We start from the raw sequence: 26,425 nt of genomic DNA, 5'->3' as shown, positions 1-26,425 counted from the left end.
CCAACCAGAATGCCTAATCTCTGTGCGGTTCCCGCACATCCTGCGGGCGTTTTTCGGATTTGTGGCGCGCTTTTCACCAAGTCTGGTCGGCGCACGGGCAGAGACGGAGGCGAACATGCGGTTGCTGACGGTCGCGGCCATGAGGCAGGTCGATGCTGCGGCGATCGCCGGCGGGATCTCCGGTCGCACGCTCATGGAGGCGGCCGGCGCGGCGGTCGCCGATCGGGCTCGCGCCCGGCTGCCGGCGGGTGGCCGTGCCCTTGTTCTGTGCGGGCCCGGTAACAACGGGGGCGACGGCTTCGTGGCGGCGCGCCTTCTGGCGGAGGGCGGCTATGCGGTCGACCTGCGGCTGCTCGGCGATCGCGGGGCGCTTACCGGGGATGCCGCCCTGGCGGCGGAGGCCTGGACCGGCCCGGTCGGACCGATCGCGCCGGCAGACGTCCCGGCAGACATCCCGGCCTGCGACCTCGTGATCGATGCGCTGTTCGGGGCCGGCCTGTCGCGCGACCTCGACGGCGAGGCCCGGGCGCTGGTCGAGGCGGTGAACGCGGCCGGCACGCCCATCCTCGCGGTGGACGTCCCCAGCGGCGTCGATGGCGATACCGGGGCGGTCCGCGGTGCGGCGATCCGGGCGGTCGAAACCGTGACCTTCGTGACGCTGAAGCCCGGCCATCTGCTGCACCCGGGGCGAGGCCTGTGCGGCCAGTTGAGCGTGGCGGATATCGGCGCCGGATCGGCGGCCCTGGAGGCAGGTCTGGCGGCGTGCGGGGCGGCCCTCCACCGGAACGGGCCGACGCTGTGGGCGCAGGCGTTTCCCCGGCTGACCGGGGCCAGCCACAAGTACACGCGCGGCCACGCCCTGGTGTTGTCGGGACCCGCCACCAAGACCGGCGCCGCGCGGCTCGCCGCCCGGGGCGCCCTGCGGGTCGGGGCCGGCCTCGTCACGGTTGCCTCGCCGACGAGCGCGCTGGCCGAGAACGCCGCCCATCTTACGGCGATCATGCTGCGCGCCAGCGAGACCGCCGACGACCTCGATGACCTGCTCACCGACGAGCGCCTGAACGTGGTGCTCGCCGGGCCCGGCCTCGGAACCGGCGAGCCGACCCGGGAGCGCGTCGCGGTGGCGGCCGCGGCCGGGCGCGGCCTCGTCCTCGACGCCGACGCGCTGACGAGCTTTTCCGGGCAGGCGCGACTCCTCGCCGCGCATCTGGCGGACGGGGAGGCGCGGGCCGTGCTCACGCCGCATGCCGGGGAATTCGCGCGGCTGTTCGACGGCACGGAGGCTATGGCCGCCGGGATCGGCAAGCTCGCCCAGGCGCGCGCCGCGGCCGCCCTGACCGGCGCCGTGGTGGTCTACAAGGGCGCCGACACCGTGATCGCCGGGCCGGATGGGCGGGCGGCGATCAACGACCACGGCAGCTCCTATCTCGGGACCGCCGGGTCGGGCGACGTCCTCGGCGGCCTCATTGCCGGCCTGCTGGCGCAGGGCATGGAGCCCTTCGAGGCCGCCGCCGCCGGGGTCTGGCTCCACGGCGATGCCGGCCTGCGCCACGGACCCGGGCTGATCGCCGAGGATCTTCCGGACCTGATGCCCGCCGTGCTCGGCGGCCTCGCCGAGGCGGCCCTCACGTAACCTCGAACATCGTCCAGAGGCCGGTATCGAACCGCTCCAGCACCGTGGCGCTGATCAGCCAGCGCCCGGGATTGTCGGCCAGGAAGCCGATCCGGGCGGTCCGGCCCTCCAGCAACTGGAACGTGTCGAGCCAGTAGGGCTCCCAACCATCATCCAGGGGGTGGAGCAGGCGGAAGCAGTGCCCGTGCAGGTGCAGCGCCTGCGGGAAGGCGGTCTCGTTGCGCAGGGCCAGCACCACCACCTGGCCGCGCTTCACCGAGAAGATCGGCTGCAGGCCGGTGGTGCCGCTGGCGCCGTTCACCGACCAGATCTTGTGCGGATCACCGGTATAGACGGGATCGGGGCTGGCCCCGTCTTTCTTCTCCTTCGGCACGAAGGCCCCGCCGGTGATCACGATGTCGCGGCGCATCGCGTTCTGGAGCTTGATCTCGGCCGGCAGGCGCTTGTTCTCGCCGATCGGGCCGATCGGCGGTCGCTTCTCGGTGATCCTGGCGCCCTTCGTGGTGACGCTCGCCAGCGTCAGGCCCTTGCCGATCAGCGCCTGGATCTCGCAGGTGGCACCCGCATTGTCCGGCAGGTCGACCATCAGGTCGTAGCGGGTGCCGGGCGGGAAGGGCAGCGTGGCCCGCAGCGGCTCGAACGTGTCGGTCGGCTGACCGTCGACCGCCGCGACGTAGACCTTCACGCCCTCGAACTTGATGCGCGTCGCCCGGGCGTTGCAGGCATTGCCGAGCCGCAGGCGGATTCGGGAGCCGGGGCGGGCCTCGAACGTGTCGGGCACCGGCTTGCCGTTGACGGTGACGAGGTTGCCGAGGCGCCCATGGGCCGCGGCGAGGGGCACCTGACCGAACGGCATGAGCGTGCCGTCTTCCTCGAGCCGCCAATCCTGCAGGATGACGCTGACATCCGCATCGACCGGAGGCGGGCTCGCCTCCTCGACGACCAGCATGCCGGCGAGCCCCCGGCCCGAGGGCTCGCCGGCGCCGCCCACCACCAGCGGCCGGATCAGGTAGGAGCCGGCATCCGGCGGCGTGAACGCGTAGAGGAACTCGCCCCCTGGGGCGATCGGCGCCTGGGTCACGCCGCCGACGCCGTCCATGGCGTTGACGATCCGCACCCCGTGCCAGTGCAGCGACAGGGGCTTGTCGGTCCGGTTCTCGACCTTCAGGCGCACCGGCTGCCCGAGCTTCACCCGGATCGTGGGGGGCAGGGCCTTGCCGTCGAAGCACCAGACCGGCGTCTCCGGCGCGGGCTCCGGCCGGAGCCGCGCCTTGCCGGGGGCCGCCGGAAGGGCAGGGGGCTCTGCCGGGGCCGCCGCAGGCGCCGCGGGCGCGGGGGTTTGGGCCCGGCCGACCTGCGGCACGAGCCCGAAGGCGGTGGCAGCCGCCAGAAGGGTCCGGCGCGAGGGCGCGCCAGCGCTCGAATCGGCCGGCGGCACGGGGCGGGATGGCGGCATGAGATCTCGGCGGCTTCTCGCGACGGGCCCGCTCCATAGCGAGGTGGCGGCCCCGGCGCCACAGGACAAGTTTTTTGCTGCGGCCCCGTCGGCCCATGCTATAGGGCCCGCTTCCGGCGGCCGGCGATGCGCCGGATGTCGGCGCGCGCGGGCGTGGCGGAACTGGTAGACGCGCTGGATTTAGGTTCCAGTGTCGCAAGACGTGGGGGTTCGAGCCCCTCCGCCCGCACCAGGACGTCTCTGAGGGCGCGGTCCCAGGCGGACCGCCCCGGCTCCGTTCCCGACGTCTCAGGCATCCCGCACCGCGCGAACACGCCGTACGAGTCCGGCCCGGCCGGCGACCACAGGTTTTTGGAAGAGCGACGACGACGATGCAGGTGACCGAGATCAACGCCCAGGGCCTGAAGCGCGAGTTTCAGGTTCTTCTGGCCGCTCAGGAACTCGAGGAGCGCCTGACCTCCGAGCTGTCCGGCATGAAGGACAAGGTGCAGCTCAAGGGCTTCCGCCCCGGCAAGGTGCCGGTCGCGCACCTGCGCAAGGTCTACGGCCGCTCCGTGATGGCCGAGGTGGTGCAGAACGCCGTCAACGAGGCCAACCGCAAGATCGTGACCGATAACGGCCTCAAGCTGGCCCTGGAGCCGCAGGTCGAGTTCCCGAGCGATCAGGCTGAGGTCGAGAAGGCGCTGGACGCCAAGGGCGACCTCGCCTTCAAGGTGGCGCTTGAGGTGATGCCGAGCTTCGAGCTCGCCGACCTCTCGGATGTCAGCCTGACCAAGCAGGTCGCCAAGCCCTCCGACACGGAGGTGGACGAGGCGCTGGAGCGCATGGCCGGCCAGGGCCGTCCCTTCGCCGAGCGGGAGGAGGGCGCCGAGGCCCAGAGCGGCGACCGCGTCACGATCGATTTCGTCGGCCGGATCGAGGGCGAGGAGTTCCAGGGCGGCAAGGGTGAGGGCATCGATCTGGAGCTCGGCTCCGGCTCGTTCATCCCGGGCTTCGAGGACCAGCTCGTCGGCGCCAAGGTCGGCGACAAGCGCCTGGTGAAGGTGACTTTCCCGGCCGAGTACGGCGCCGAGCAGCTCGCCGGCAAGGATGCCGAGTTCGACGTGACGGTCACGAAGATCCAGGCTCCGGGCGAGGCCAAGGTCGACGACGAGTTCGCCAAGTCGATGGGCATGGAATCGCTGGAGAAGCTCCGCGAGGCCGTGTCCGAGGCGATCGGGCGGGACTACGAGACGGCCTCGCGCCGCCGCCTCAAGAAGGACCTCCTCGACGCGCTGGACACGAAGTACGCCTTCGAGCTGCCCCCCTCCCTGGTGGCGCAGGAATTCGCCGCCGTGTGGGCCCAGGTCGAGCAGGATCTCAAGAGCCGGGGCAAGACCTTCGAGGACGAGGACACGACCGAGGAGAAGGCCCAGGCCGAGTACCGCAAGATCGCCGAGCGTCGCGTTCGGCTCGGTCTCGTGCTTGCGCAGGTCGGCGAGAGCGCCGATATCAAGGTCTCGGATGACGAGGTGAACCAAGCCCTCATCGCCCGGGTCCGGCAGTTCCCGGGCCAGGAGCAGCAGGTCTGGGACTTCTACCGGAAGAATGCGCAGGCGCTCGCTGAACTCCGCGCGCCCCTGTTCGAGGAAAAGGTGGTTGACCACGTCCTCGGGCAGGTCAAACTCGTCGAGGAGCCCGTCTCGAAAGAGGCGCTTTTCGCAGATGATGATGACGACGACACGACCGGCGGGAAGCCGGCAGACAAGGCCGAGGCCGCGGACGAGAAGTCCGAGTCGAAGGCCGACTGAGTCCCGCCCTGTCCGAGGACGGCGGGCAAGAATTAGGCGATGGTTAAGCATCGCCGGTGTTCGCTGACATGTCCGGGGCTGCCCTGATTCGCGGCAGCCCCGGGCCTCACTCTGGGCAGGACGAGATGAGAGATCCGATCGACGTCTACAACAACGCGCTCGTGCCGATGGTCGTCGAGCAGTCGAGCCGCGGCGAGCGCGCCTTCGACATCTACTCCCGCCTGCTGCGCGAGCGGATCATCTTCCTCACCGGGCCCGTGGAGGATTACGGCGCGTCGCTGATCGTGGCGCAGCTGCTGTTCCTCGAGGCGGAGAACCCGAAGAAGGAAATTTCCTTCTACATCAACTCCCCCGGCGGTGTGGTCACCTCCGGCCTGTCGATCTACGACACGATGCAGTTCATCCGCTGCCCGGTGACGACGCTCTGCGTCGGCCAGGCCGCCTCGATGGGCTCGCTCCTGCTGACCGCCGGCGAGCCCGGCCACCGCTTCGCCCTGCCGAACGCCCGGATCATGGTCCACCAGCCGTCGGGCGGCTTCCAGGGCCAGGCGACCGACATCCTGATCCACGCCCGCGAGATCGAGGCGCTGAAGCGGCGCCTGAACGAGATCTACGTGAAGCACACGGGGCGGGACTACGACACCATCCACACCGCGTTGGAGCGCGACAACTTCATGACCGCCGACGCGGCCAAGGAGTTCGGGCTCATCGACGAGGTGATCGAGAAGCGCCCCGAGCCGGCGGCCGCCTGATCGGCCCGCGTCACCAGACAGCCGCGGCGTGGCCTTGATCCCGCCGCGGCAGCGTGTTTGCATCCGAGTTCGGGCCCTTCGGTCAAAGACGCGCAGCATACTGTTTCTTTAAACGGGCCCCCTATTTTGAGTTGATGCGCGTCCGCCCCTAGCCGGCTGCGGATGCGAGGAATCGGAGACCGATATGAGCAAGACTGGCGGCAACGACTCCAAGAGCACGCTGTATTGCTCGTTCTGCGGCAAGAGCCAGCACGAGGTCCGCAAGCTGATCGCCGGCCCGACGGTGTTCATCTGCGACGAGTGCGTCGAGCTGTGCATGGACATCATCCGCGAGGAGTCGAAATCCTCGCTGGTGAAGAGCCGCGACGGCGTGCCGACCCCGAAGGAAATCCGCCGCGTCCTCGACGATTACGTCATCGGCCAGGACTTCGCCAAGAAGGTCCTCTCGGTCGCGGTGCACAATCACTACAAGCGGCTCGCCCACGCGACGAAGCACAACGACGTCGAGCTGGCCAAGTCCAACATCATGCTGATCGGGCCGACCGGCTCGGGCAAGACGCTGCTCGCGCAGACGCTCGCCCGGATCCTCGACGTGCCGTTCACCATGGCGGATGCCACGACCCTCACTGAGGCCGGCTACGTCGGTGAGGACGTCGAGAACATCATTCTGAAGCTGCTCCAGGCCTCGGACTACAACGTCGAGCGGGCCCAGCGCGGCATCGTCTACATCGACGAGATCGACAAGATCTCCCGCAAGTCCGACAACCCGTCGATCACCCGCGACGTGTCGGGCGAGGGCGTGCAGCAGGCGCTCTTGAAGATCATGGAGGGTACGGTCGCCTCCGTCCCGCCGCAGGGCGGTCGGAAGCACCCGCAGCAGGAGTTCCTGCAGGTCGACACCACCAACATCCTGTTCATCTGCGGCGGCGCCTTCGCGGGGCTGGAGCGGATCATCTCCCAGCGCGGCAAGGGCACCTCGATCGGCTTCGGCGCGACCGTGCAGGCCCCGGACGATCGCCGCACCGGCGAGATCTTCCGCTCGGTCGAGCCGGAGGATCTGCTGAAGTTCGGCCTCATCCCCGAGTTCGTCGGCCGTCTGCCGGTCCTGGCGACGCTGGAGGACCTCGACGAGGCCGCGCTGAAGAAGATCCTGCAGGAGCCGAAGAACGCCTTGGTCAAGCAGTACCAGCGGCTGTTCGAGATGGAGAACGTCGACCTGACCTTCCAGGACGAGGCCCTGTCGCTGGTCGCCCGCAAGGCGATCGAGCGGAAGACCGGCGCCCGCGGCCTGCGCTCCATCCTGGAGACCATCCTGCTCGACACGATGTACGACCTGCCGGGCCTGGAGTCCGTGGAGCAGGTCGTAATCGGTCCGGAGGTGGTCGAGGGCAAGTCGCGCCCGCTCTACATCCACGGCGACCGCAACAAGGACGCACCCGCCAGCGTCAGCGCGTAAGCGCTTGGTAGGGTTGCCTTAAGCGCCCGGCTCGAGGCCGGGCGCGCTGCGCGGAACATCTTGAAAACGATGTCCGCCGCAGCCACCTCAGGCTCAGCGCGGTGGCCGCACGCTCCTTCGAGGCGCGGTCCGCGTTACCAGCCGCAAAGTCCCAGAAAGCCCCGACCCTCGCGGCCCGGTCGGCCCCTGGCTGTAGGCGCGCTCCATGCATGGAGGCGGCGAAACCGGGCGTCCCTGAGAGGAAGTCAGCATGTCACAGTCGAAATCGCGCCAGCCGGTGGTCCCGGGTTCGACGGGCTCCTACGCCGTTCTCCCCCTGCGCGACATCGTCGTTTTCCCGCACATGATCGTGCCCCTGTTCGTGGGCCGCGAGAAATCGATCCGCGCCCTTGAGGAGGCCGTTCGCACGGACCGCCATATCCTGCTCGCCACGCAGATCAACGCCGGAGACGACGATCCCGCGACCGACGCGATCTACAAGATCGGGACCCTCGCCTCCGTGCTTCAGCTCCTGAAGCTGCCCGACGGAACCGTGAAGGTGCTGGTCGAGGGTGTCGGCCGCGCGAAGGTCACGGGCTTCACCCGCTCGGACGAGTATTACGAGGCGAACGCGGAAGCCCTGCACGACGAGCTCGGCGATCAGGTCGAGGCGGAGGCGCTCGCGCGCTCGGTGCTCTCCGAGTTCGAGAACTACGTCAAGCTGAACAAGAAGGTCTCGCCCGAGGTCGTCTCCGCCGTGACCCAGATCGACGAGCCCTCGAAGCTCGCCGACACGATCGGCTCGCATCTGCTCGTCAAGATCTCCGACAAGCAGGGCATCCTGGAGACGCCCACGGTGGCGCAGCGCCTTGAGCGCGTGCTGTCGCTGATGGAGAGCGAGATCTCCGTGCTTCAGGTGGAGAAGCGCATCCGGACCCGCGTCAAGCGGCAGATGGAGAAGACCCAGCGCGAGTACTACCTGAACGAGCAGATGAAGGCGATCCAGAAGGAGCTGGGCGACTCCGAGGATGGCCGTGACGAGCTGGCCGAGCTGGAAGAGAAGATCGAGAAGACCAAGTTCACCAAGGAAGCCCGTGACAAGGCCACCGCCGAGCTGAAGAAGCTGCGCCAGATGTCGCCGATGTCGGCCGAGGCGACGGTCGTGCGCAACTACCTCGACTGGATGCTCGGCATCCCGTGGGGCAAGCGCTCGAAGATCAAGAAGGATCTGCTGGGCGCCCAGGCGCTGCTCGACGAGGACCATTTCGGCCTCGACAAGGTCAAGGAGCGGATCGTCGAGTACCTCGCCGTGCAGCAGCGGGCGAACAAGCTCACCGGCCCGATCCTGTGCCTCGTCGGTCCCCCCGGCGTCGGCAAGACCTCGCTCGGCAAGTCCATCGCGAAGGCGACGGGCCGCGAGTTCGTCCGGATGTCGCTCGGCGGCGTGCGCGACGAGGCCGAGATCCGCGGTCACCGGCGGACCTATATCGGCTCGATGCCCGGCAAGATCGTGCAGTCGATGCGCAAGGCCAAGACCTCGAACCCGCTCATCCTGCTCGACGAGATCGACAAGATGGGCATGGATTTCCGCGGCGATCCGTCGGCGGCGCTCCTCGAGGTGCTTGACCCTGAGCAGAACAGCACCTTCAACGATCACTACCTGGAAGTGGATTACGACCTCTCGAACGTGATGTTCGTGACCACGGCCAACACCCTCAACATCCCGGGCCCGCTCATGGACCGGATGGAGGTGATCCGCATCGCCGGGTACACCGAGGAGGAAAAGGTCGAGATCGCGCGCAAGCACCTGATCCCGAACGCCCTGAAGAAGCATGGCCTCGGGACGCACGAGTGGTCGATCGACGACGACGGGCTGATGATGCTGGTTCGCCGCTACACGCGGGAAGCCGGCGTCCGCAACCTCGAGCGCGAGTTGTCCAACCTGATCCGCAAGGCGGTGAAGGAGATCCTGATCACCAAGACCAAGGCGGTCGCGGTGAACACGGAGACCCTTCCGGTCTTCCTCGGCCCGCCGAAGTTCCGCTACGGCGAGATCGACGCGGACGATCAGGTCGGCGTGGTGACGGGTCTGGCCTGGACCGAGGTCGGCGGCGAGTTGCTAACGATCGAGGGCGTCATGATGCCCGGCAAGGGCAAGATGACGGTCACCGGCAACCTGAAGGACGTGATGAAGGAGTCGATCTCGGCGGCGGCGAGCTACGTCCGCTCCCGGGCGATCGATTTCGGGATCGAGCCGCCGCTCTTCGAGCGTCGCGACATCCACGTCCACGTTCCCGAGGGGGCGACCCCGAAGGACGGTCCTTCGGCCGGCATCGCCATGGCCACCGCGATCGTCTCGACGCTGACGGGGATTCCGGTCCGCCGCGACATCGCGATGACCGGCGAGGTGACGCTCCGCGGCCGGGTCCTCCCGATCGGCGGCCTCAAGGAGAAGCTGCTCGCCGCGCTGCGCGGCGGCATCAAGACGGTGCTGATCCCCGAGGAGAACGCCAAGGACATCGCCGAGGTGCCCGACAGCGTGAAGAACGGGCTGGAGATCATCCCGGTCTCGCGGATGGATCAGGTGCTGGAGAAGGCGCTGGTGCGCCAGCCGGTCGCGATCGAGTGGGAGGAGCCGCTGCCAGTGGCCAAGCCCGCCCGGACCGAGGAGGACGGCGCCGCCTTCGTGGCGCACTGATCCGCCTGAGCGAGTGAGACGAGCCCCCGGTGCCTTGAGCCCCGGGGGCTTTTTCATGCGCGGGACCAGGCGCGGAGGAGCGGATGCGCATCCTGCTGATCAACCCGAACACCAGCGCGCAGGTCACCGACCTCGTCGCCGGTCATGTCCGCGGGCAGCTCGGCGGTCGGGCGGAGCTGCGCGCCGTGACCGGTCGGTTCGGCGCCCGCTACATCGCCAGTCGGGCGGCGGCGGCGATCGCCGGCCACGCGGCCCTCGATGCCCTGGCGGAGCACGGGGCCGGGTGCGACGCGGTCTACCTCGCCTGCTTCGGCGATCCGGGCCTCCTCGCCCTGCGCGAGCTGTCGCGGGTTCCGGTGATCGGCATGGCGGAGGCGGCCTGCCGCGAGGCTGCATCAGCCGGCCGCTTCGGCATCGTGACCGGGGGCGCGGCCTGGGAGCCGATGCTGCGGGAATTCGTGGCGACGCTGGGCCTGTCCGGGTCCCTCGCGGCACTCCGCACGGTGGCTCCCAGCGGCGGTGCCATCGCCCGCGACCCGGATGCCGCTCTCGCGATCCTGTCCGAAGCCTGCCGCGCCTGCGCGGCGTCCGGCGCCGAGACCGTCATCCTGGGCGGCGCCGGCTTGGCCGGGCTCGCGGCGCGGATCGCCCCGCAGGTGCCCGTTCCAGTGATCTGCTCGGTCGAGGCCGGGACCCGCGCGGTTCTGGCGGCGGGCGCGTCCGGGTCGGCCCGATCCAGGCCCGAGCCCGTGGACAGCATCGGCCTCGGCGCTGCCCTGGCGGCGCGGCTCATCGATCCCTGACACAGATCCGCGGCACCGACTCTTGCACCGGACCGTCGCCATGCCGTAACGGTCGATCGCGGGGCGGTTAGCTCAGTTGGTAGAGCGTCTCCTTTACACGGAGAGGGTCGGCGGTTCGAGCCCGTCACCGCCCACCAGCGTTCCCCGCGTGGAGCCTCACAGACCCGCGAACACGCCTTCGAGATCCTGTACCGACCGCTCGATCGAGAACCGTGCCATGACCGCGCGCCGCCCGTCCGCCCCTAAACGCGCGGCCAGCGCCGGCTCAGTGATCAGCGATCGTAGGGCCTCGGCGAGCGCCGCGCTGTCCCCCGGCGGATAGAGAAGCCCAGTCGTTCCATGGTCGATGATCTCGCCCACGCCGCCGCCCCGCGTAGCGACCACGGGGCGTCCCAGCGCGAGGCCCTCGACGATGACGCGTCCGAACGGTTCCGGGTCGATCGACGTGTGCGCGACGATGTCGACCGCCGCCATGAGACGCGGAACATCCTTCCGGAAGCCGAGGAATTTCACCCGATCGGACAGATGCTTCTCATCGACCATGGCGCGGAGGCGATCGAAATAGGCGCTGTCCTGATAGGTCGCATCGCCCACGATGAGCGCCTGCAGGCCCGGGATCCGGTCGATAGCCTCGATCAGGACGTGCTGGCCCTTCCATTCCGCGATCCGGCCGAACACGCCGACCGTCGGCCGATCCGGTAAGCCGGCCTCCCGGAGAACAGCATCGCGTTCCGCCCCCGAGTCCGGGAGATCCGCCGTGAAATCGAAGCCGTTGTAGACGACCGAGATCTTGTCGCCGCGGCCGCCGCATTCGATCAGGGCGTCCTTGGCGGCGCGGGAATTCGCCACCACGCGGACGGTCATGTGGTTGGCAAAGAAGACCAGCGCGCGCCGCATGGTCGGCGAGAAGCTGCTGTCCGTCACCAGATCGTGCAGGATCCAGACGAAGGGCTTGCGCGCGAGACGTGCGGCGAGGCCCGCCAGGAACAGCGACTTCTGGCTGTTGGCACAGATGATGTCGACGCCCCGGAATGCCCGGACGAGCGCCCCGACGGCCGCGAAGATGCCCATCAGGGCCGAGACCACGTCCCGGAGGCTCGATCCGCGCTTTAGCTTCAGGATCTGCGCGCCGGCCTTCACGGTCCGCGCCTCCGAGCCGGCCGCGATCAGATCCTGGACCAAGGGGCCGTCATCGAGGAAGATCACCGGCCAATGGTGACCGCCCTGCCGGGCGTGGATCACCATATCGCGCAGGAAAAGCTCGGCGCCGCCGTAATGGGCCGCGTGCGTGACGAACAGGATCTTCTTCATGGTGCGTCCCGAGCCATGACCACCATGCGCCCCCCATGATGGTGCAGAGGCATGATGGTGCAGAGGATTGTGCCGGCCCTGGCGTCACGCCCGCCGGGGCGGCCGAACGGTTCGGTGCGCGCGCGGCGCCCCCCCCGGGTGGACGTCAGATCATGGGCCGGACGGAGGTGCTCGCTCGGGCCATGGTCTGGTCGATGAACCGCGTCATGTCGCGGGTGAAGCGGTCCAGCCCGAATTCGGACGCCCGCTGGGCGATCCGCGCCGGATCGTAGGCGGTCCTTTGGCTTCGCTCGACGGCGTCGATCAGGGCGTCGACGGTCTGGTCTTGGAAGAACGTCCCGGTGATCCCGTCCTGGACGGTCTCCGTGGCTCCGCCGCGCGCATACGCGATGACCGGACGACCGCTTGCCATCGCCTCCACCGGCACGATGCCGAAATCCTCCTCACCCGGGAAGATCAGGGCCTGGCAGCGGGCATAGTGGTGCTTGAGGACCGGAAACGGTTGCGGCCCGAGGATCTTCACCGTGGGACCCGCCAGGGCGCGCAATTCGCGCAGCATCTCGCCGCCGCCGATGACCACGAGGGGCTTCTGGAGCCGGTTGAACGCCTCGACGGCCAGTTCAGGCCGCTTGTAGCGGACGAGTTCACCGACCATCAGGTGGTAATCGCCAAGCTCGGCATCGGGAACGATGCTGAAGGCGTCGGTATCGACAGGGGGATACACCACCGTCGCGTGACGCCGGTAATAGGTCTCGATGCGCCGGGCCACGGTGGCCGAATTCGCCACGAATTCGTGGACGCGATTGGCCGAGATCGAGTCCCAGTTGCGGATGTAATGGGCCGCAGGCGGCATGATAAGGCGATTGATGAAGCCCGTGCGCTCCCGGTAGTCGTGGAACATGTTCCAGACGTAGCGCATCGGCGAATGGCAGTAGCAGATATGCGTGGATGCGGAGGGCGGGATGATGCCCTTCGCGGGGCCCGACTCGCTGCTGATCACGAGGTCGTAGCCGCGCAGGTCGAGCTGCTCCAGCGCCATGGGCATCAGCGGCAGGTACGACTTGTACTTGGCGACCGCGAACGGCAGGCGGCTGATGAACGACGTCTTGATCTGGTGCGCCTTGATGGTCGAGGAGATCGCCGCCGGATCGTAGACATGCGTGAAGATATCGGCGTCCGGATACATGTTGCACAGGGCTTCGACGACCTTCTCGCCGCCGCGCATCCCCACCAACCAGTAATGAACGATCGCAACTTTCATTCAGTCTGCCTCGTCGAAACCGTGTTGTGTCGTTCAAGCCGGAGCGGCGTAGCGTTCGTGTGAGGCCACGCTGGGCGTCGTCGGCCCTGCGGGGAGACCCCGATCTTGCCTGCCGTCGCATGGGGGCAGCCGGGTCGGGATGAGCGCCACGCACCCATCGGCCTGTGCCGCGGCGCAGGCGCGGCGGGCCGGAGGTATCGCTGCCGCGTGGGGTGCCGGTTCGAAGCGGCGGCCGCGCAGCGCCCTTCGTCGGAGCACGCTGCGCTTGCCGCTCCGGTGACCGAGCTTTTATGGAATCCCCGGATGTTCCGGCCACGGGCCGCTTGCATGGACGGCGGCGTCGCCGTCCTGGCGGCGCCCGCTACCGGATGCTCTTCAGCTGCGCTCCGGGAAGCTGCCCGGCCGCCTGCTCGGACCCGAGTTCGGTGCGCCCGGTCTCGACGAAATCGGGCCGCCGGTTGATCCGGACGCGGACCACGTCCTCGGGGAAGACGGGCGTGCTCTCATCGGCGGCGATCTCCTGCACCTTGCCGTCTACCTTGCGGACGATGGTGTAGGAGATCCGGGCGTTCCGGTCGCTCGCCTTGGTGATGTATCCGTCGGTCTCCGACAGCAGCGCCTGCGCGGTGTTGATCTTCTCCTTCGTCTCCTGAACCTTCAGGGAGACGGCGTGGATTTCGTCCGACACCGCATTCTTGAACTTGTTGCGCAGCTCCAAGCTGTCGCGATCGGCTTTGCTCAGCTCCTGCTGGGCGCGCAGGATCGAGGTCGAGATGTCGAGCCGGGATGACTCGAACTGCGCGAGCTGCTGCTCGAGGGTCGATTGCCGCGCGTTCACGGTCAGGCCCTTGTTCATCAGGGTATCGACCGCATCCCGCTCGCGCTTGGCGAGCTCGATCTGCCGCTGCTGAGACTGCGCGCGCTCGTTGAGCGACGTGACCTCCTGAGCGAGCAGCACCTTGAGCGCCTCGTAGGACTTGAGCTGGGCGCGCATCGACTCCTTGCGGGACTGGAAGATGCTGACCTGCTGCTTGATGAAATCGCGCACGGTCGGATTGTTCGCCTGACTGTTGATCTCGGCGGGGAAGGTGATGGTGCCGGCGTCCGACAGTTCGGCGTTCAGGCGCGCGAGCTGCGTCAGGTAGGAGGACATATTCAGTTGCAGCACGCTGAGGTCACCCTCGCCGCTGATCGATTCCCGCTCCGGCCGCTCGTCGGCGGTCCGGCGGAACCCGCCCGCGATGCCGACCGCCTGAAGGACCGTCAGGTTCGGCCGATACGGGTAGTCACCGGCCTTCGACACCGGGCCGAGGATGTAGAACGGCCGATACTGGGTGATCTCGATCGCGATCTCGGGGCGCTTCACCGTGCCGATCTTCTTGACCAAGCCCTCCGCGATGACGTCGGACAGCTCGCTCGTCGTCTTCCCCGCGGCCTTCACGTCGCCGATCAGGGGCATGGAAATGTAGCCCGCCGAATTGACCGTGTATTCGCCCGAGATCGCATCCCATTCGTAGACCTGCGCCTGCGAGGCGCGCCATTCGCTCGCCCGCACGCGGGCCTTGTCGCCTGCGCCGAGCTTGTAGTCGCTGTCGAGGGCATAGCCGCTCGCCGGCAGCATCACGATCAGGACGACCAGCGAACAGACGACGGCCAGAGACTTCGAGCCGGCGTGACGCATGCGTTTTATTCGGCGCTTCCAGCCGCCCGCATGTTTATCCATGGTCGTAATCCTTACGCATAGCCGAGCCGGGAATTAAGCCATTCCTAATATCGGATCCAGGCGGAAAGCCGCCCGATCTAAGATCATGGTGTCCGACCGAAGCCCCGTTCGGCCCGGCGTGTCGCCGGCAACGGTGCCCGCCCCGGTGGGGTAATCCGCGGGCCGGGACCGGCCGTGTCGGTTCAGCCCCATGGCGCAACGTACGAGAGGGCGCGCGAACCGGCTCGGCGCGGGACTGTGCCGGGATGGCCCGGCTGCGTCCAGGGCTCCGAACCGGCTTCACAGGTCGGAGAGTGCGGAGACCGTCCGGGCGCGGCGCAGAATCAGGAGGGACCGGGGGTCCGACGATCCTCGCATGCCGAGACAGGCCTGCCCTGCGGCGCATGGGCGTCTCGGTGCCGGTCATCGATCCGAAGCCTCCTGGGCTGTTCGTGCAACCGGTTCCGTGTGACCTGGAACCGCGCCTCGTCCGATGCCCGATCCCCGGCGGCGCAACGCGGCACGTCTGGAATATACAGGAAAACCGGCGAGAACGCCTATTAGCCGATCTCGTGACGCAAAGAGCGTGCGATCGGTGACGGTGGAGCGGTTGCATGCTCGAGAGCGGTCGGTTCGGCCGGTCGCTGCGGGCAGCCGCCTGTGCGGGTCCGGCTCACCCCCCGAGGCCCGAACGTCACATCCGCTTGGCCGACGAGACCCGGCGGCGTTCGATCCATCCGGCGAGGCGGTACCACACCGTGTTGGGGAGCCAGTACAGCTTCACCACGAGGGCGCAGGCCGCGAGCAGCAGCAGGAATACGTACGCCACCGCGTTCAGCATCAGGCCGGGCGGTTCGTCGGCCTCCACTCGATCGTACCAGAGCGGGTCGTCGTACCGGCGCGGGTCATTATCGTCCAACACTGGGATCTCTCCATCACGCACCGGGCGCGGCAGGAGATCTTAGCAAATCATTTACCAATGCCGCTGTCACGCGGGACGGATGTATCGGCTGCTCGAAGACCGGGATATTTCTGTGGGTTGCGGCGGTATTCGTGGCCCGTTCGGCCGCAGGGGGATACGCGTCGCTCGCCTTGCGGCGGGGCGGCCGAAACGCTAGGGATCGGAAGCCCTCAACGGGGTGTCGGGGTGTGGCGCAGTCTGGTAGCGCACCTGGTTTGGGACCAGGGGGTCGTAGGTTCGAATCCTATCGCCCCGACCATGAGTTCAGGAGCCTGTCGCGTCAGATGCCGAGTGCCCGCATCTTCCGTCCGTCTCGGGACGCCACGCAATCCGGCTTGGCCCGGACCAAGCAGTGGATTCTGGAGTTCGACCGGACCAGCCCACGCGAGATCGATCCGCTGATGGGCTGGAACGGATCGGCCGACATGATGCAGCAGGTCCGGCTGGAATTCGACACGGAGGAGGAGGCCGTGGCCTACGCCAAGCGCGAGGGCATCGCCTACCGCGTCGAGCAGCCGGCCAAGCCCGCCGCCCGCAAGGGTTTGTCCTATTCGGACAATTTTAAGTTCAACCGGACCGCGCCCTGGACGCACTGACGTCTCAGGCGTCCCGCCGCGCCCGCCACGCCGGATAGGGCGACTCGCCCGGCGGCCGCATCTGGCTGAGCCGCATCGGCTGCGCGTCGAGGGGCTGGCACAGTTCGGCATAGATCGCCGCGCTGCCGGCCCCATACTGCTCGGCCTCTTCGGCCGAGAAGGCGAAGTAGCCCCGCTTGAAGCCGGCCAGCCGCATCGCGGCGTGGCACATCGGGCAGGGGCGCCCGCTCGCGTACATCACGCAATCGGACAGGTCGCGGCGGCCGAGGATCCGGCTCGCCTCGCGCAACGCCACCATCTCGGCATGGGCGCTCGGGTCGTTGGTCGCGTGGACGGTGTTGGCGGCCCAGACGAGCACGGCGCCGTCGCGCACGATCACGGCCCCGTAGGGCGAGCCCCCGGCGGCGACGTTCTCGGCGGCGAGCGCCACGGCCTCACCGATATAGGTCTCGTGCGTCGACATGGTTCGCCCCCCTCTCGCTGGCGCTCCAACGCGGGGGGGCGGCCGGGAGTTCAGAACGCGTAGCGCACCGTGCAGCCGGGCAGCGTCTCGGCCAGCAGCGCCTTGAACCGGGTGAGCCACTTCCCCTTCCAGCCGGTCCGATAGCGCAGGTTAGTGCCCCCGCCCTCCGACACCTTGGTCTCCTGAATGTCCGGCCGCCACAGGAGATCCTCCGCGCGGGGGTGCCAGCCCAGATTCACCGCGTGCAGATCCGCGTTGTGGGTCAGCATGATGATCTCGCATTTGAGCTGCGCCCGGGCGGCATCCGAGAGCGTGGCGTCGATCTCGGCGAAGAGCGCGCGCCAATCGGCCTCCCAGCCCTCGTAGAGGATCACCGGCGAGAAGTTGGCGTGGACCTCGTAGCCGGCCGCCACGAAGTCGTTGATGGCAGCGATCCGCTCCGGCATCGGCGCGGTGCGCACGTCCACGACCCGGGCGATGCGCGCCGGCATGAGCGAGAAGCGGATCCGCGTCTTGCCCTGCGGATCGTAGCCCAACAGGTCCCGGTTCACGGTCTTGGTGGCGAAGGACGCCTTCGCGTTCGGCAGGTCGCGGAACAGCGCGATCAGGCGCGCGACGCCGCTGCTCACCGCGGCATCGACCGAGAGGTCGCCGTTCTCCCCGATGTCGTAGACCCAGAGGGCCGGGTCGATCAGGTCGGGCGTCGGCAGGGGGCCCTGGCGGGCGGCGTGCCGGCCGATCGCCGCGCAGGCCTGCTCGATGTTCACGAACAGCGAGATCGGGTTGGCGAAGCCCTTGCGGCGCGGCACGTAGCAATAGGCGCAGGCCATGGCGCAGCCGTTGGAGGTCGAGGGCGCGATGAAATGCGCGCTCCGGCCGTTCGGCCGCATGGTCAGGCCCTTCTTGACCCCGAGCACGAGGGTCTCGCGCTTGATCCGCACCCAATCGTCCACCGATCCGGCATTCCCGTGCAGGTCCGGGATGTTCCAGTGCGAGGGTACGGTGATGCGTTCGGCCTCGGGGAAGCGCGCGAGGATTTCCTGGCCGAGCGGGAAGTCCGCCACTGCGGGCTCTTGGTAGATCCGCCGGATATCGAGGAGATCGCGGGTGAGGGCCATGATCGATCCGGGGCCCGGATGCGGCCCGACCCGCGATATGGGGCTGGACAGGACGGCCGGAATGGCTTGCGACCCGTCGTCCTAAGGGGGGCGACCGCTGTTTCGGGCCGGCCGCGCGACCGGACGGTGAATCCGTGTCGGATCCGAAGGGCCGCTTGCAGCGCCTGAAAACTCGGACAAGTGCGAGTCGGCTGTGGACGCCGGTCACCCGGCAACAGTATCTTATGATTCGGGAAGGATGATCGTGGGTCCCCTGATGGACGCAGGATGACCGTTCGGGATCAGGAGATGTCTGTTCCGGTTCCTCTGGCCTCGAGTGAATCCGCCAGTCCGGCCGGATCGCTCTTGCGCGCGCTCGTTCGGAGGGACCAGCTCGCAGCCATGCGCGGCAGCGTCCTGGCGGCGATTCCCGTGAACATGCTGCTCGGGCTGGCGAGCATGCTGGTCGCGTATCGCAGCGGGCATGGCGAGGCCGGCGCCATCTGGTTCGCGCTCTCGACGATCGTCAATCTCATCCGGATCGGCCTGTGCCGCGCGCCCTGCCTCGGGCTGGGCCTAACGCCGGAGACGACGCCCGCCATGGCGATCGCCTCCATCGCGTCGGTCGAACGGCATCTGCGGGCCTGCATCGCGGCCGCGTTCCTGTCCGGCCTGGTCTGGGCCGGACAGCCGCTGCTCTGCGAGGGCTACACCTCGGCGCAGACCCTGTTCTACCTCGCGGTCACCTGCGGCATCACCGCCGGCGCGGTGACGCACGGGACTGCGTATGCGCGGATCCCGCTGGCCTTCATCCTGCCGCCGCTCCTCACGGTCACCATCTGTCTCGTCGCGGCCGGGGATTTCGATCGGAACTGCCTCGCGGCCTGCGTGCTGCTCTACCTCCTGGCCCTGACGCACACGGCGTTCCGGAGCGAGGCCGGTTTCCAGGAGGCGAGCCGGCTCAAGAACGAGGCGACCGCGCTGGCGCGGTCCCGCGCGGAGGCCCATGCGAGCGTGAGCGCGCTGGCCGACGAGATGCGTCGCCGCGCGACGCACGACGACCTGACCGGCCTCCTCAATCGGGCCGGCTTCATCCAGCAGGGGGAAACCCGCCTCCAGGCCGGCTCGATCAGCCTGCTGCTGCTCGATCTCGACGGCTTCAAGCTCGTCAACGACGTCTACGGCCACAAGGCGGGCGACCGGGTGCTGGTCGAGGTGGCCCGACGCATCCGCGCCGTGCTGCCGGCGGACGGTCTCGCCGCGCGGCTCGGGGGCGACGAGTTCGCGGTGCTGTACGATCCGGCCGCCACCGGCATCCCCCAGGACCGTCTCGCGGCCAGCCTCGTCGCGGCGGTGGCGCAGCCGCTCGACGGTTTCGATGCCGGCCGGCTCGGGGTGAGCATCGGTGTGCATTCCGGGCCGGAACCGAGCCTGACCGAACTGCTGAGCTGCGCCGATGCGGCCCTTTATGCCGCAAAGGCCGCCGGCCGGAATCATTATCGCATGTTCGATACGGGTCTGCGCGAGCGCCTTCAGATCCGCCGCGATCTGGAACGCGACCTCTCGACGGCCCTGGCGGAAGCCGCCCCGGAGGTGTGGTTCCAGCCGATCTACGCGTTGGACGCAAAGACGCTGGTTGGCCTGGAGGCCCTGGTGCGCTGGCGGCATGCGCGGCTCGGCTGGATCGCGCCGCCCGACCTGATCGCCACGGCGGCAGCCGCCGGGCTGACCGAGTCGCTGCTGCGCTGCATCCTCGAACAGGTCTGCGCGATGATGCGGATCCTGCGCGACCGGGACCTCGGGACGGTGCGCGTCGCCATGAACGTCTCCCCCCAGGAGATGGCCCAGGTGCCGGTGGACGAGATCGTCATCGAGCGATTGAAGGCCCTCGATCTGCCGCCCGCCATGCTGGAGATCGAGATCACCGAGGAGACCGCCCTCGATATCGCGGCCGTTCAGGGCAAGCTGCACGCCCTGTCGCGTGCGGGCATCCGTGTCGCCCTCGATGATTTCGGCATTGGCTACTCCTCGCTCTCGTCGTTGCGGCAGCTGCGCGCGGACCGGATCAAGATCGATCGGAGCTTCGTGACGGGCCTCAACGCCTCGGACGACAAGCGCGGCCTGGTCCTCGCGGTCCTCGGCCTCGGGCGTATGCTCGGGCTGGAGGTCGTGGCCGAGGGGGTCGAATCCGACGAGGATCTGCGGACCCTGCAGACGATGGGCTGCCCCTTCCTTCAGGGCTACCATCTCGGCCGACCGATGCCGGTGTCCGAGCTGGAGGCGAAGGTGTTCGCGTTTCACACCGCGGCCGCCTGAGGGCCTGTTCGGCGGGGGCGCCGATCGTGGGTCGCGGATTGCCCCCCAACCGTCGCGAGGGGGCAAGCAGGCAGGCTCACGGCCTGCGCCCCTCCCGCGGGCAGGTGGCGCGACAACGGAACCGGATCCGATATCCCCCCCGAAGAGCGCCGCGCACCGGCACGGGTCGATCCAGATCGACACGTCACGACTGCGTGTGCCGGCCACCGGGTCGCATTCCACTGGCGCGGCATGCGCCTAGGAAGAGGGCGGTGCAATCCGGCTTGCCCGCCTGAGCCGCCCCAGGAATGTCCGTTGCCGGAGCTGTGAGCGGGCCTCGGCGAACCTCTGGCACGGCGTGCCGGTGGTTCGGAGTACCAATGCTTACCAAGGCCGAATTCAGGTAACGACCCTTGGAAAACTACGTTTTTCACATTCGATGTCAGAATCAGGTTATTGCTTAACCTGAGCTTTGCGGCATGGTGGCCGCTCAAATGATCATGGATCTTTCTATGCGCGCAGCGCGGCGGCGCCACGTCGTCTTCGGGATGGTCGCCGCGTGGACCGCCTGGTCGGCCCCCGCCTGGGCGGAGATGCGGATCGAGGCGGCCAAGATCACCGGTGGCGACCTCTGGATCATCGGCTACGCCGACGACCCCGAGACCGAGATCACGCTTGATGGCCAGTTCCCGCAGCGGACCGACAGCAACGGCTATTTCGAGTTTCGCGTCGTCTATCACCCGGCGACCTGCATCGCGACGCTCAAGACGCCGAAGCAGTCCCGCAGCGTCGTGGTCGGAGGCTGCGGGCAGCAGGGGCCGCAGGCGCCCGGCCTCGTCGGGCCGCCCGGGCCGCAGGGCCCTCGGGGCGAGACGGGGCCTGCTGGTCCCGCCGGCCCGGCTGGAGAGCCGGGCGCGATGGGCCTGGCGGGCCCGGTTGGTCCGCCCGGCTTGGCGGGTGCCGCTGGCGCTCAGGGTCCGCAGGGTGAGCCCGGTCGGCCGGGGCAGGCTGGCGAGGCCGGAACGGCCGGCGAGACCGGGCCGATGGGTCCGATGGGGCCAATCGGCCCTGCGGGTCCTCGTGGCGCACAGGGGCCGGCGGGTCCGCCCGGTCCGGCAGGGCCGCCCGGGAAGACCGTGGCCCCCAGCGTCGCGCAGAGGCCGGCACCCGCACCCCGGCGGGCGGCGACACGGCCGCGCCCGGACCGGCAAGCGCCGCCGCCGGATGCCTCGCCCGAGGTCGAGCCGGGCGGTGGCGTGACGTCGGAAGACCGCTACTGAGGCGCGGGGATTCCCCCGGGGCTCGGTCAGACCCGGTAGTGATCCCGATACCAGCGGACGAACCGCTCCACGCCGACCTCGATCGGCGTGCTCGGCGCGTAGCCGATCGCGGCCGCGAGATCCGTGACATCCGCATAGGTGGCGGGCACGTCGCCGGGCTGCATCGGCAGGAAGTCCATGCGCGCCTTGCGGCCGAGGCAGGCTTCCAGGATCTCGATCAGGCGCAGGAGCTGCACCGGCTGATGGGTGCCTATGTTGTAGACCCGGTAGGGCGCGCTGCTGCTGCCGGGATCGGGCGCGTCCGAGTTCCAGGCCGGATTGGCCTGGGCCGGCGCCCCCGCGAGGCGCACGACGCCTTCGACCACGTCGTCGATATAGGTGAAGTCACGCCGCATCTGTCCGTGGCCGAACACCTGGATCGGCTCGCCCGCCAGGATCGCCCGGGTGAACAGGAACAACGCCATGTCGGGCCGGCCCCAGGGACCGTAGACCGTGAAGAACCGCAGGCCGCTGCACGGGATGCCGTAGAGATGGCTGTAGCTGTGGGCGAAGAGTTCGTTGGCCTTCTTGGTCGCCGCGTAGAGGCTGACCGGGTGATCGACGTTCTGGTGGACCGAGAACGGCATCTGCGTCACCGCGCCGTAGACCGAACTCGACGAGGCGTAGAGGAGATGGCCGACGCGCGCGTGCCGGCAGCCCTCCAGCACGTTGAGGAACCCGTCGATGTTGCTGGTCACGTAGGCGTGCGGGTTCTCGATCGAGTGGCGCACCCCCGCCTGCGCGGCGAGGTGGATGACCGTGTCGAAGGTCCGCTCCCGGAAGACCGCCTCCATTGCCGCGCGGTCGGCCAGATCGGTTTTCTGGAAGGTGAAGCTGTCGTGTGGTTCGAGCGCGCGGAGGCGGCCCTCCTTGAGGGCGACATCGTAATAGGCGTTCAGGTTGTCGAGCCCGACCACGTGGCACCCCGCCTCCAGGCAGCTTTTCGCCACGTGGTAGCCGATGAAACCGGCCGCCCCGGTCACCAGGACATGCTTCATGGCGTGCTCCAAGGCTGCGGCAGGATCCGTGAGACGCGGGCCGGTGTCGGGAGAGGCGCCTGCGCCTCAAGGGCCGCATATACCGGCCGCGCGGGCGGGTTGTAGACCCCGCATGCAGCGATCCGGGTTGCCCCGGAGCGGGGCGCCGGTCCTCAGCCCACTGGCCGCAGCGCGTCGCCGCGGGCGATCGCTCCGCCGGCGATCACCTCCGCGTAGACGCCGAGGTCGCGGTGGCCGAGCCGCGCGTCGAGGGTCCAGGGGATGTCGCAGTCGCGGATGCCGCTCACCGGGTCGACGTTGGTGGCCGCGCAGCGCACCGTGCGCTTGGTGATCTTGAGCCGCAGCCCGCTCGGCGCCTCGATCACCCGGCCGACCATCTCCAGTTCGGCGAAGGGCGCCAGCCCCTCGACCAGCAGGTTGCCGCGGAAGCGCAGCGGATCGACCGGGCTGCCGAGGTAATCCTCCAGAGCCGTCACGCTCGCCCGGTTGATCAGCGAGACGTAGCCGGTCGCCGAGTCCGTGAAGCGGTTTTGGGGCGGGGCGGCGAGCACCTTGGGCTCCCCGCGCAGGCTCTCGGGGACGAACCGCCGCATCAGGTCGGCGAGGCCGTCCCGCCCGGCCTCCGTGTCGAGCCGGAAGGCCTGCGGTTCGCCGAATCCCTCGACGGTCAGCGTCGCCGTGGCGTCGTCGAAGCGGGTGCGCAGCCTGGCCAAAGCCTCGTCGCGCATCAGCATCAGGTACTTGGTCTTCGGCTGATGCCGGTACGCGATCGCGTTGAAGCCGGACGGCCCGTTCTCGATGGCGTAGAGCCGGTCGCCGGGGAAGAATCCGCTGGTCTCCAGCTCGGCCCGCTCGACGGGCTCGGGGCTAAGACCCTTCACCGGATAGCGATGGAGGGCGCTGACGTGAATCGGATCGGTCATGCGTGCAGCGTGGCCCTGAAATGATCCCGCGCGCAAGGGCTTTGCCGACCCTTGTGGTGCGCATTTGCAACACCACATCGGGAGCACCGGCGGCCATCTATGGCGCCGGGGCCCTCGCGCGGCGGATAGCCGGAGGGCGACGTTTCGGTGGCGCCGCGCCTCACCATGGGCGGCGGATGCCGGTACGGGAGGATTGGGCATGAATTTCGAAAAGTACACCGAGCGCGCCCGCGGCTTCGTGCAGGCGGCTCAAAACCTCGCGATGCGGGAGGGACATCCCCAGCTTCAGCCGGGTCACCTGCTGAAGGTGCTGCTCGACGATCCGGAGGGCCTGTGCGCCGGCCTGATCGACCGCGCGGGCGGACAGTCGCGGGTGGCGCTGGCCCAGACCGAGCAGTGGCTCGCCAAGCAGCCGAAGGTTTCCGGCAACGCCGCCGCCCCGCAGGCGACGCGCGAACTGATGCGCCTGTTCGACACCGCCGAGAAGGCCGCCGAGAAGGCGGGCGATTCCTACGTCACGGTGGAGCGGCTGCTCCTCGCGCTGGCGGTCGAGAAGGATTCCGAGGCCGGCAAGGCCCTCCAGGCGGCGGGCGTCACCCCCGCCTCGCTGAACGCCGCGATCAACGCGCTGCGCAAGGGCCGCACCGCCGACAACGCCTCGGCCGAGAACGCCTACGACGCGCTGAAGAAATACGCCCGCGACCTCACCGAGGCCGCCCGGGACGGCAAGCTCGATCCGGTGATCGGCCGCGACGAGGAGATCCGGCGGACTATCCAGGTCCTGTCCCGGCGCACCAAGAACAACCCGGTGCTGATCGGTGAGCCCGGCGTCGGCAAGACCGCGATCGTCGAGGGTCTGGCCCTGCGCATCGTCAACGGCGACGTGCCGGAGAGCCTGCGGGACAAGAGCCTGCTCGCCCTCGACATGGGCGCGCTGATCGCCGGCGCGAAGTATCGCGGCGAGTTCGAGGAGCGGCTGAAGGGCGTGCTCTCCGAGGTCACGGCCGCCGAAGGTGGGATCATCCTGTTCATCGACGAGATGCACACGCTGGTCGGCGCCGGGAAGGCGGACGGGGCGATGGACGCCTCGAACCTGCTGAAGCCCGCGCTCGCCCGCGGCGAGCTGCACTGCGTCGGCGCGACCACGCTCGACGAGTACCGCAAGCACGTCGAGAAGGATGCGGCGCTCGCCCGCCGCTTCCAGCCGGTCTTCGTGTCGGAGCCCACCGTGGAGGACACGGTCTCGATCCTGCGCGGCCTGAAGGAGAAGTACGAGCAGCACCACGGCGTGCGCATCCAGGATTCCGCCCTGGTGGCGGCCGCGACGCTGTCGAACCGCTACATCACCGACCGCTTCCTGCCCGACAAGGCGATCGACCTCGTGGACGAGGCCGGCTCGCGCCTGCGCATGCAGGTCGACTCGAAGCCGGAGGAACTCGACAACATCGATCGCGAGATCGTCCGGCTGAAGATCGAGGCCGAGGCGCTCAAGAAGGAGTCCGATTCCGCCTCCCGCGACCGGCTGGTCCGGCTGGAGAAGGAACTCGGCGACCTTGAGGAGCGCTCGGCGGCGATCACCGCCCGCTGGAAGGCCGAGAAGGACAAGCTCGGCACGGCCGCCGGCCTCAAGAAGAAGCTCGACGAGGCCCGCAACGAACTGGCCGCGGCCCAGCGCCAGGGCCAGTACCAGCGCGCCGGTGAGCTCGCCTACGGGGTCATCCCGGGCCTGGAGAAGCAGCTCGCCGAGATCGAGGCGAAGGCCGAGAGCGGCAGCAACGCGATGATGGAGGAGGCGGTCACGCCCGCCCACGTCGCGGGCGTCGTCTCCCGCTGGACCGGCGTGCCGGTCGACAAGATGCTGGAGGGCGAGCGCGAGAAGCTGCTGGCCATGGAGGAGGCGCTGTCCAAGCGCGTCGTCGGCCAGCGCGAGGCGGTGGAGGCGGTCTCGACCGCGGTCCGCCGGGCCCGCGCCGGGCTGCAGGACCCGAACCGGCCGATCGGCTCGTTCATGTTCCTCGGCCCGACCGGCGTCGGCAAGACCGAGCTGACCAAGGCCCTGGCCGGCTTCCTGTTCGACGACGACACGGCGCTCGTGCGCATCGACATGTCCGAGTACATGGAGAAGCACGCGGTCGCCCGGCTGATCGGCGCGCCTCCGGGCTACGTCGGCTACGAGGAGGGCGGTGCCCTCACCGAAGCCGTGCGGCGGCGGCCCTATCAGGTCGTGCTATTCGACGAGGTCGAGAAGGCGCATCCGGACGTGTTCAACGTCCTGCTGCAGGTTCTCGATGACGGGCGGCTCACCGACGGACAGGGCCGGACGGTCGATTTCCGCAACACGCTCTTGATCATGACCTCGAATCTCGGGGCCGAGTATCTGGTAAACCAGCCCGCGGGCCAGGACACCGAGGCGGTCCGCGACGAGGTGATGGGCGTGGTGCGGAGCCACTTCCGGCCGGAATTCCTGAACCGGGTCGACGAGATCATCCTGTTCCACCGCCTCGCGCGGTCGGAAATGGGGGCGATCGTCGAAATCCAGCTCGGGCGCCTGCAGAAGCTCCTGGACGATCGCAAGATCACCCTGGAGGTCGACGAAGAGGCCAAGAACTGGCTCGCCGACAAGGGCTACGACCCGGCCTACGGGGCGCGGCCGTTGAAGCGGGTGATCCAGAAGAACGTCCAGGATCCCCTGGCCGAGCTGGTGCTCTCCGGCAAGATCCATGACGGCGAGACGGTGTCGGTCCGTCTCGGTCCGATGGGGCTGATGATCGGCGACGTCACGGTCGGCTCCGAGCGCCGGCCGGTCCACGCGACGCTGAACTGAGCGTTCCCTGACGGGGCGGTCCGCCTGTGGCGGGCCGCCCCTGTTCGATTCGCGGTCGTCCGACGGCATCGCCGGAGCGACGCAGCGTCTCGCCGGTCCGCGGTCTGG

The 26,425-nt window shown here is 68.8% G+C and carries 19 protein-coding genes and 3 tRNA genes; 13 read left to right on the top strand and 9 right to left on the bottom strand.

Going from position 1 to position 26,425, the window contains the following annotated elements; genetic code table 11:
• Window positions 1-115: 115 nt before the first annotated feature.
• A complete protein-coding gene (locus tag AAHG09_RS02880) occupies window positions 116-1,633 on the top strand; it encodes an NAD(P)H-hydrate dehydratase (protein WP_342105242.1) in 1,518 nt (505 codons plus the stop codon).
• Here AAHG09_RS02880 and AAHG09_RS02875 read toward each other — a convergent pair.
• Window positions 1,626-3,089, bottom strand: coding sequence for a multicopper oxidase family protein (locus AAHG09_RS02875; protein ID WP_342105241.1), 1,464 nt, complete (start codon window positions 3,087-3,089; stop codon window positions 1,626-1,628). The two genes, AAHG09_RS02880 and AAHG09_RS02875, sit on opposite strands and share 8 nt — an antisense overlap.
• 147 nt (window positions 3,090-3,236) lie before the next feature.
• Here AAHG09_RS02875 and AAHG09_RS02870 point away from each other — a divergent pair.
• The 7 genes from AAHG09_RS02870 to AAHG09_RS02840 all read left to right on the top strand — a co-directional run bounded on the left by AAHG09_RS02870 (window position 3,237) and on the right by AAHG09_RS02840 (window position 10,704).
• Window positions 3,237-3,321, top strand: a tRNA-Leu gene (locus AAHG09_RS02870).
• 139 nt (window positions 3,322-3,460) lie between these two features.
• A complete protein-coding gene (gene tig, locus AAHG09_RS02865) occupies window positions 3,461-4,879 on the top strand; it encodes a trigger factor (protein ID WP_342105240.1) in 1,419 nt (472 codons plus the stop codon).
• 125 nt (window positions 4,880-5,004) lie between these two features.
• Window positions 5,005-5,631, top strand: a complete 627-nt coding sequence (locus AAHG09_RS02860; RefSeq protein WP_012322036.1) for an ATP-dependent Clp protease proteolytic subunit — start codon at window positions 5,005-5,007, stop codon at window positions 5,629-5,631.
• 184 nt (window positions 5,632-5,815) lie between these two features.
• Window positions 5,816-7,087: an ATP-dependent Clp protease ATP-binding subunit ClpX gene (gene clpX / locus AAHG09_RS02855; RefSeq protein ID WP_010684321.1), complete on the top strand. Its 1,272-nt coding sequence runs from the start codon at window positions 5,816-5,818 to the stop codon at window positions 7,085-7,087.
• A 250-nt stretch (window positions 7,088-7,337) separates the two neighbouring features.
• Window positions 7,338-9,764: an endopeptidase La gene (gene lon / locus AAHG09_RS02850; RefSeq protein ID WP_342105239.1), complete on the top strand. Its 2,427-nt coding sequence runs from the start codon at window positions 7,338-7,340 to the stop codon at window positions 9,762-9,764.
• Window positions 9,765-9,847: 83 nt separating this feature from the next.
• A complete protein-coding gene (locus AAHG09_RS02845) occupies window positions 9,848-10,567 on the top strand; it encodes an aspartate/glutamate racemase family protein (RefSeq protein ID WP_342105238.1) in 720 nt (239 codons plus the stop codon).
• A 61-nt stretch (window positions 10,568-10,628) separates the two neighbouring features.
• A tRNA-Val gene (locus AAHG09_RS02840) sits at window positions 10,629-10,704 on the top strand.
• 19 nt (window positions 10,705-10,723) lie between these two features.
• Here AAHG09_RS02840 and AAHG09_RS02835 read toward each other — a convergent pair.
• The 4 genes from AAHG09_RS02835 to AAHG09_RS02820 form a co-directional block, all read right to left on the bottom strand.
• Entirely contained in the window at window positions 10,724-11,878 is a 1,155-nt protein-coding gene (locus AAHG09_RS02835) for a glycosyltransferase family 4 protein (protein ID WP_342105237.1), read from the bottom strand.
• Between the two features lie 145 nt (window positions 11,879-12,023).
• Entirely contained in the window at window positions 12,024-13,139 is a 1,116-nt protein-coding gene (locus AAHG09_RS02830) for a glycosyltransferase (protein ID WP_342105236.1), read from the bottom strand.
• A 361-nt stretch (window positions 13,140-13,500) separates the two neighbouring features.
• Window positions 13,501-14,820 (bottom strand): polysaccharide biosynthesis/export family protein, encoded by a 1,320-nt coding sequence (locus AAHG09_RS02825; protein ID WP_342105235.1) that lies wholly within the window; start codon window positions 14,818-14,820, stop codon window positions 13,501-13,503.
• Window positions 14,821-15,535: 715 nt separating this feature from the next.
• Complete coding sequence (locus AAHG09_RS02820; RefSeq protein WP_342105234.1) at window positions 15,536-15,763, bottom strand: hypothetical protein; 228 nt, start codon at window positions 15,761-15,763, stop codon at window positions 15,536-15,538.
• Window positions 15,764-15,984: 221 nt separating this feature from the next.
• Between AAHG09_RS02820 and AAHG09_RS02815 the strand changes: the two genes are divergently transcribed.
• Window positions 15,985-16,061: transfer RNA gene (locus AAHG09_RS02815), tRNA-Pro, on the top strand.
• A 25-nt stretch (window positions 16,062-16,086) separates the two neighbouring features.
• Window positions 16,087-16,398 (top strand): ETC complex I subunit, encoded by a 312-nt coding sequence (locus AAHG09_RS02810; protein ID WP_342105233.1) that lies wholly within the window; start codon window positions 16,087-16,089, stop codon window positions 16,396-16,398.
• A 4-nt stretch (window positions 16,399-16,402) separates the two neighbouring features.
• On the opposite strand, the gene AAHG09_RS02805 is transcribed toward AAHG09_RS02810, so the two are convergent.
• Together AAHG09_RS02805 and AAHG09_RS02800 are read right to left on the bottom strand one after the other, a co-directional pair.
• Complete coding sequence (locus AAHG09_RS02805) at window positions 16,403-16,861, bottom strand: nucleoside deaminase (RefSeq protein WP_342105232.1); 459 nt, start codon at window positions 16,859-16,861, stop codon at window positions 16,403-16,405.
• Window positions 16,862-16,911: 50 nt separating this feature from the next.
• Complete coding sequence (locus AAHG09_RS02800) at window positions 16,912-17,979, bottom strand: spore photoproduct lyase family protein (RefSeq protein ID WP_342105231.1); 1,068 nt, start codon at window positions 17,977-17,979, stop codon at window positions 16,912-16,914.
• A 267-nt stretch (window positions 17,980-18,246) separates the two neighbouring features.
• Between AAHG09_RS02800 and AAHG09_RS02795 the strand changes: the two genes are divergently transcribed.
• The gene (locus tag AAHG09_RS02795; RefSeq protein ID WP_412759974.1) at window positions 18,247-20,274 is read left to right on the top strand and encodes a putative bifunctional diguanylate cyclase/phosphodiesterase; all 2,028 of its coding nucleotides are present in this window, start codon (window positions 18,247-18,249) and stop codon (window positions 20,272-20,274) included.
• Between the two features lie 491 nt (window positions 20,275-20,765).
• A complete protein-coding gene (locus AAHG09_RS02790; RefSeq protein WP_342105230.1) occupies window positions 20,766-21,533 on the top strand; it encodes a collagen-like protein in 768 nt (255 codons plus the stop codon).
• A 26-nt stretch (window positions 21,534-21,559) separates the two neighbouring features.
• Here AAHG09_RS02790 and AAHG09_RS02785 read toward each other — a convergent pair whose 3' ends face one another.
• Together AAHG09_RS02785 and AAHG09_RS02780 are read right to left on the bottom strand one after the other, a co-directional pair.
• A complete protein-coding gene (locus tag AAHG09_RS02785) occupies window positions 21,560-22,570 on the bottom strand; it encodes an NAD-dependent epimerase (RefSeq protein ID WP_342105229.1) in 1,011 nt (336 codons plus the stop codon).
• 152 nt (window positions 22,571-22,722) lie between these two features.
• Entirely contained in the window at window positions 22,723-23,493 is a 771-nt protein-coding gene (locus tag AAHG09_RS02780) for an MOSC domain-containing protein (protein WP_342105228.1), read from the bottom strand.
• 199 nt (window positions 23,494-23,692) lie between these two features.
• Between AAHG09_RS02780 and clpB the strand changes: the two genes are divergently transcribed.
• Complete coding sequence (clpB, locus tag AAHG09_RS02775; protein ID WP_342105227.1) at window positions 23,693-26,317, top strand: ATP-dependent chaperone ClpB; 2,625 nt, start codon at window positions 23,693-23,695, stop codon at window positions 26,315-26,317.
• Window positions 26,318-26,425: the final 108 nt, after the last annotated feature.

This window comes from Methylobacterium guangdongense, from assembly GCF_038442355.1.
GTDB lineage: Bacteria > Pseudomonadota > Alphaproteobacteria > Rhizobiales > Beijerinckiaceae > Methylobacterium > Methylobacterium guangdongense.
Note: the sequence above shows the minus strand (reverse complement) of the source record. Positions and strands in the feature narration are given on the sequence as shown.

What these genes read in the sequence shown, in the direction of transcription:
- AAHG09_RS02880 (WP_342105242.1), top strand. Translation starts at nt 116, where the DNA reads ATGCGGTTGCTGACGGTCGCGGCCATGAGGCAGGTCGATGCTGCGGCG.
- AAHG09_RS02875 (WP_342105241.1), bottom strand. Translation starts at nt 3,089, where the DNA reads ATGCCGCCATCCCGCCCCGTGCCGCCGGCCGATTCGAGCGCTGGCGCG.
- tig (WP_342105240.1), top strand. Translation starts at nt 3,461, where the DNA reads ATGCAGGTGACCGAGATCAACGCCCAGGGCCTGAAGCGCGAGTTTCAG.
- AAHG09_RS02860 (WP_012322036.1), top strand. Translation starts at nt 5,005, where the DNA reads ATGAGAGATCCGATCGACGTCTACAACAACGCGCTCGTGCCGATGGTC.
- clpX (WP_010684321.1), top strand. Translation starts at nt 5,816, where the DNA reads ATGAGCAAGACTGGCGGCAACGACTCCAAGAGCACGCTGTATTGCTCG.
- lon (WP_342105239.1), top strand. Translation starts at nt 7,338, where the DNA reads ATGTCACAGTCGAAATCGCGCCAGCCGGTGGTCCCGGGTTCGACGGGC.
- AAHG09_RS02845 (WP_342105238.1), top strand. Translation starts at nt 9,848, where the DNA reads ATGCGCATCCTGCTGATCAACCCGAACACCAGCGCGCAGGTCACCGAC.
- AAHG09_RS02835 (WP_342105237.1), bottom strand. Translation starts at nt 11,878, where the DNA reads ATGAAGAAGATCCTGTTCGTCACGCACGCGGCCCATTACGGCGGCGCC.
- AAHG09_RS02830 (WP_342105236.1), bottom strand. Translation starts at nt 13,139, where the DNA reads ATGAAAGTTGCGATCGTTCATTACTGGTTGGTGGGGATGCGCGGCGGC.
- AAHG09_RS02825 (WP_342105235.1), bottom strand. Translation starts at nt 14,820, where the DNA reads ATGCGTCACGCCGGCTCGAAGTCTCTGGCCGTCGTCTGTTCGCTGGTC.
- AAHG09_RS02810 (WP_342105233.1), top strand. Translation starts at nt 16,087, where the DNA reads ATGCCGAGTGCCCGCATCTTCCGTCCGTCTCGGGACGCCACGCAATCC.
- AAHG09_RS02805 (WP_342105232.1), bottom strand. Translation starts at nt 16,861, where the DNA reads ATGTCGACGCACGAGACCTATATCGGTGAGGCCGTGGCGCTCGCCGCC.
- AAHG09_RS02800 (WP_342105231.1), bottom strand. Translation starts at nt 17,979, where the DNA reads ATGGCCCTCACCCGCGATCTCCTCGATATCCGGCGGATCTACCAAGAG.
- AAHG09_RS02795 (WP_412759974.1), top strand. Translation starts at nt 18,247, where the DNA reads ATGACCGTTCGGGATCAGGAGATGTCTGTTCCGGTTCCTCTGGCCTCG.
- AAHG09_RS02790 (WP_342105230.1), top strand. Translation starts at nt 20,766, where the DNA reads ATGCGCGCAGCGCGGCGGCGCCACGTCGTCTTCGGGATGGTCGCCGCG.
- AAHG09_RS02785 (WP_342105229.1), bottom strand. Translation starts at nt 22,570, where the DNA reads ATGAAGCATGTCCTGGTGACCGGGGCGGCCGGTTTCATCGGCTACCAC.
- AAHG09_RS02780 (WP_342105228.1), bottom strand. Translation starts at nt 23,493, where the DNA reads ATGACCGATCCGATTCACGTCAGCGCCCTCCATCGCTATCCGGTGAAG.
- clpB (WP_342105227.1), top strand. Translation starts at nt 23,693, where the DNA reads ATGAATTTCGAAAAGTACACCGAGCGCGCCCGCGGCTTCGTGCAGGCG.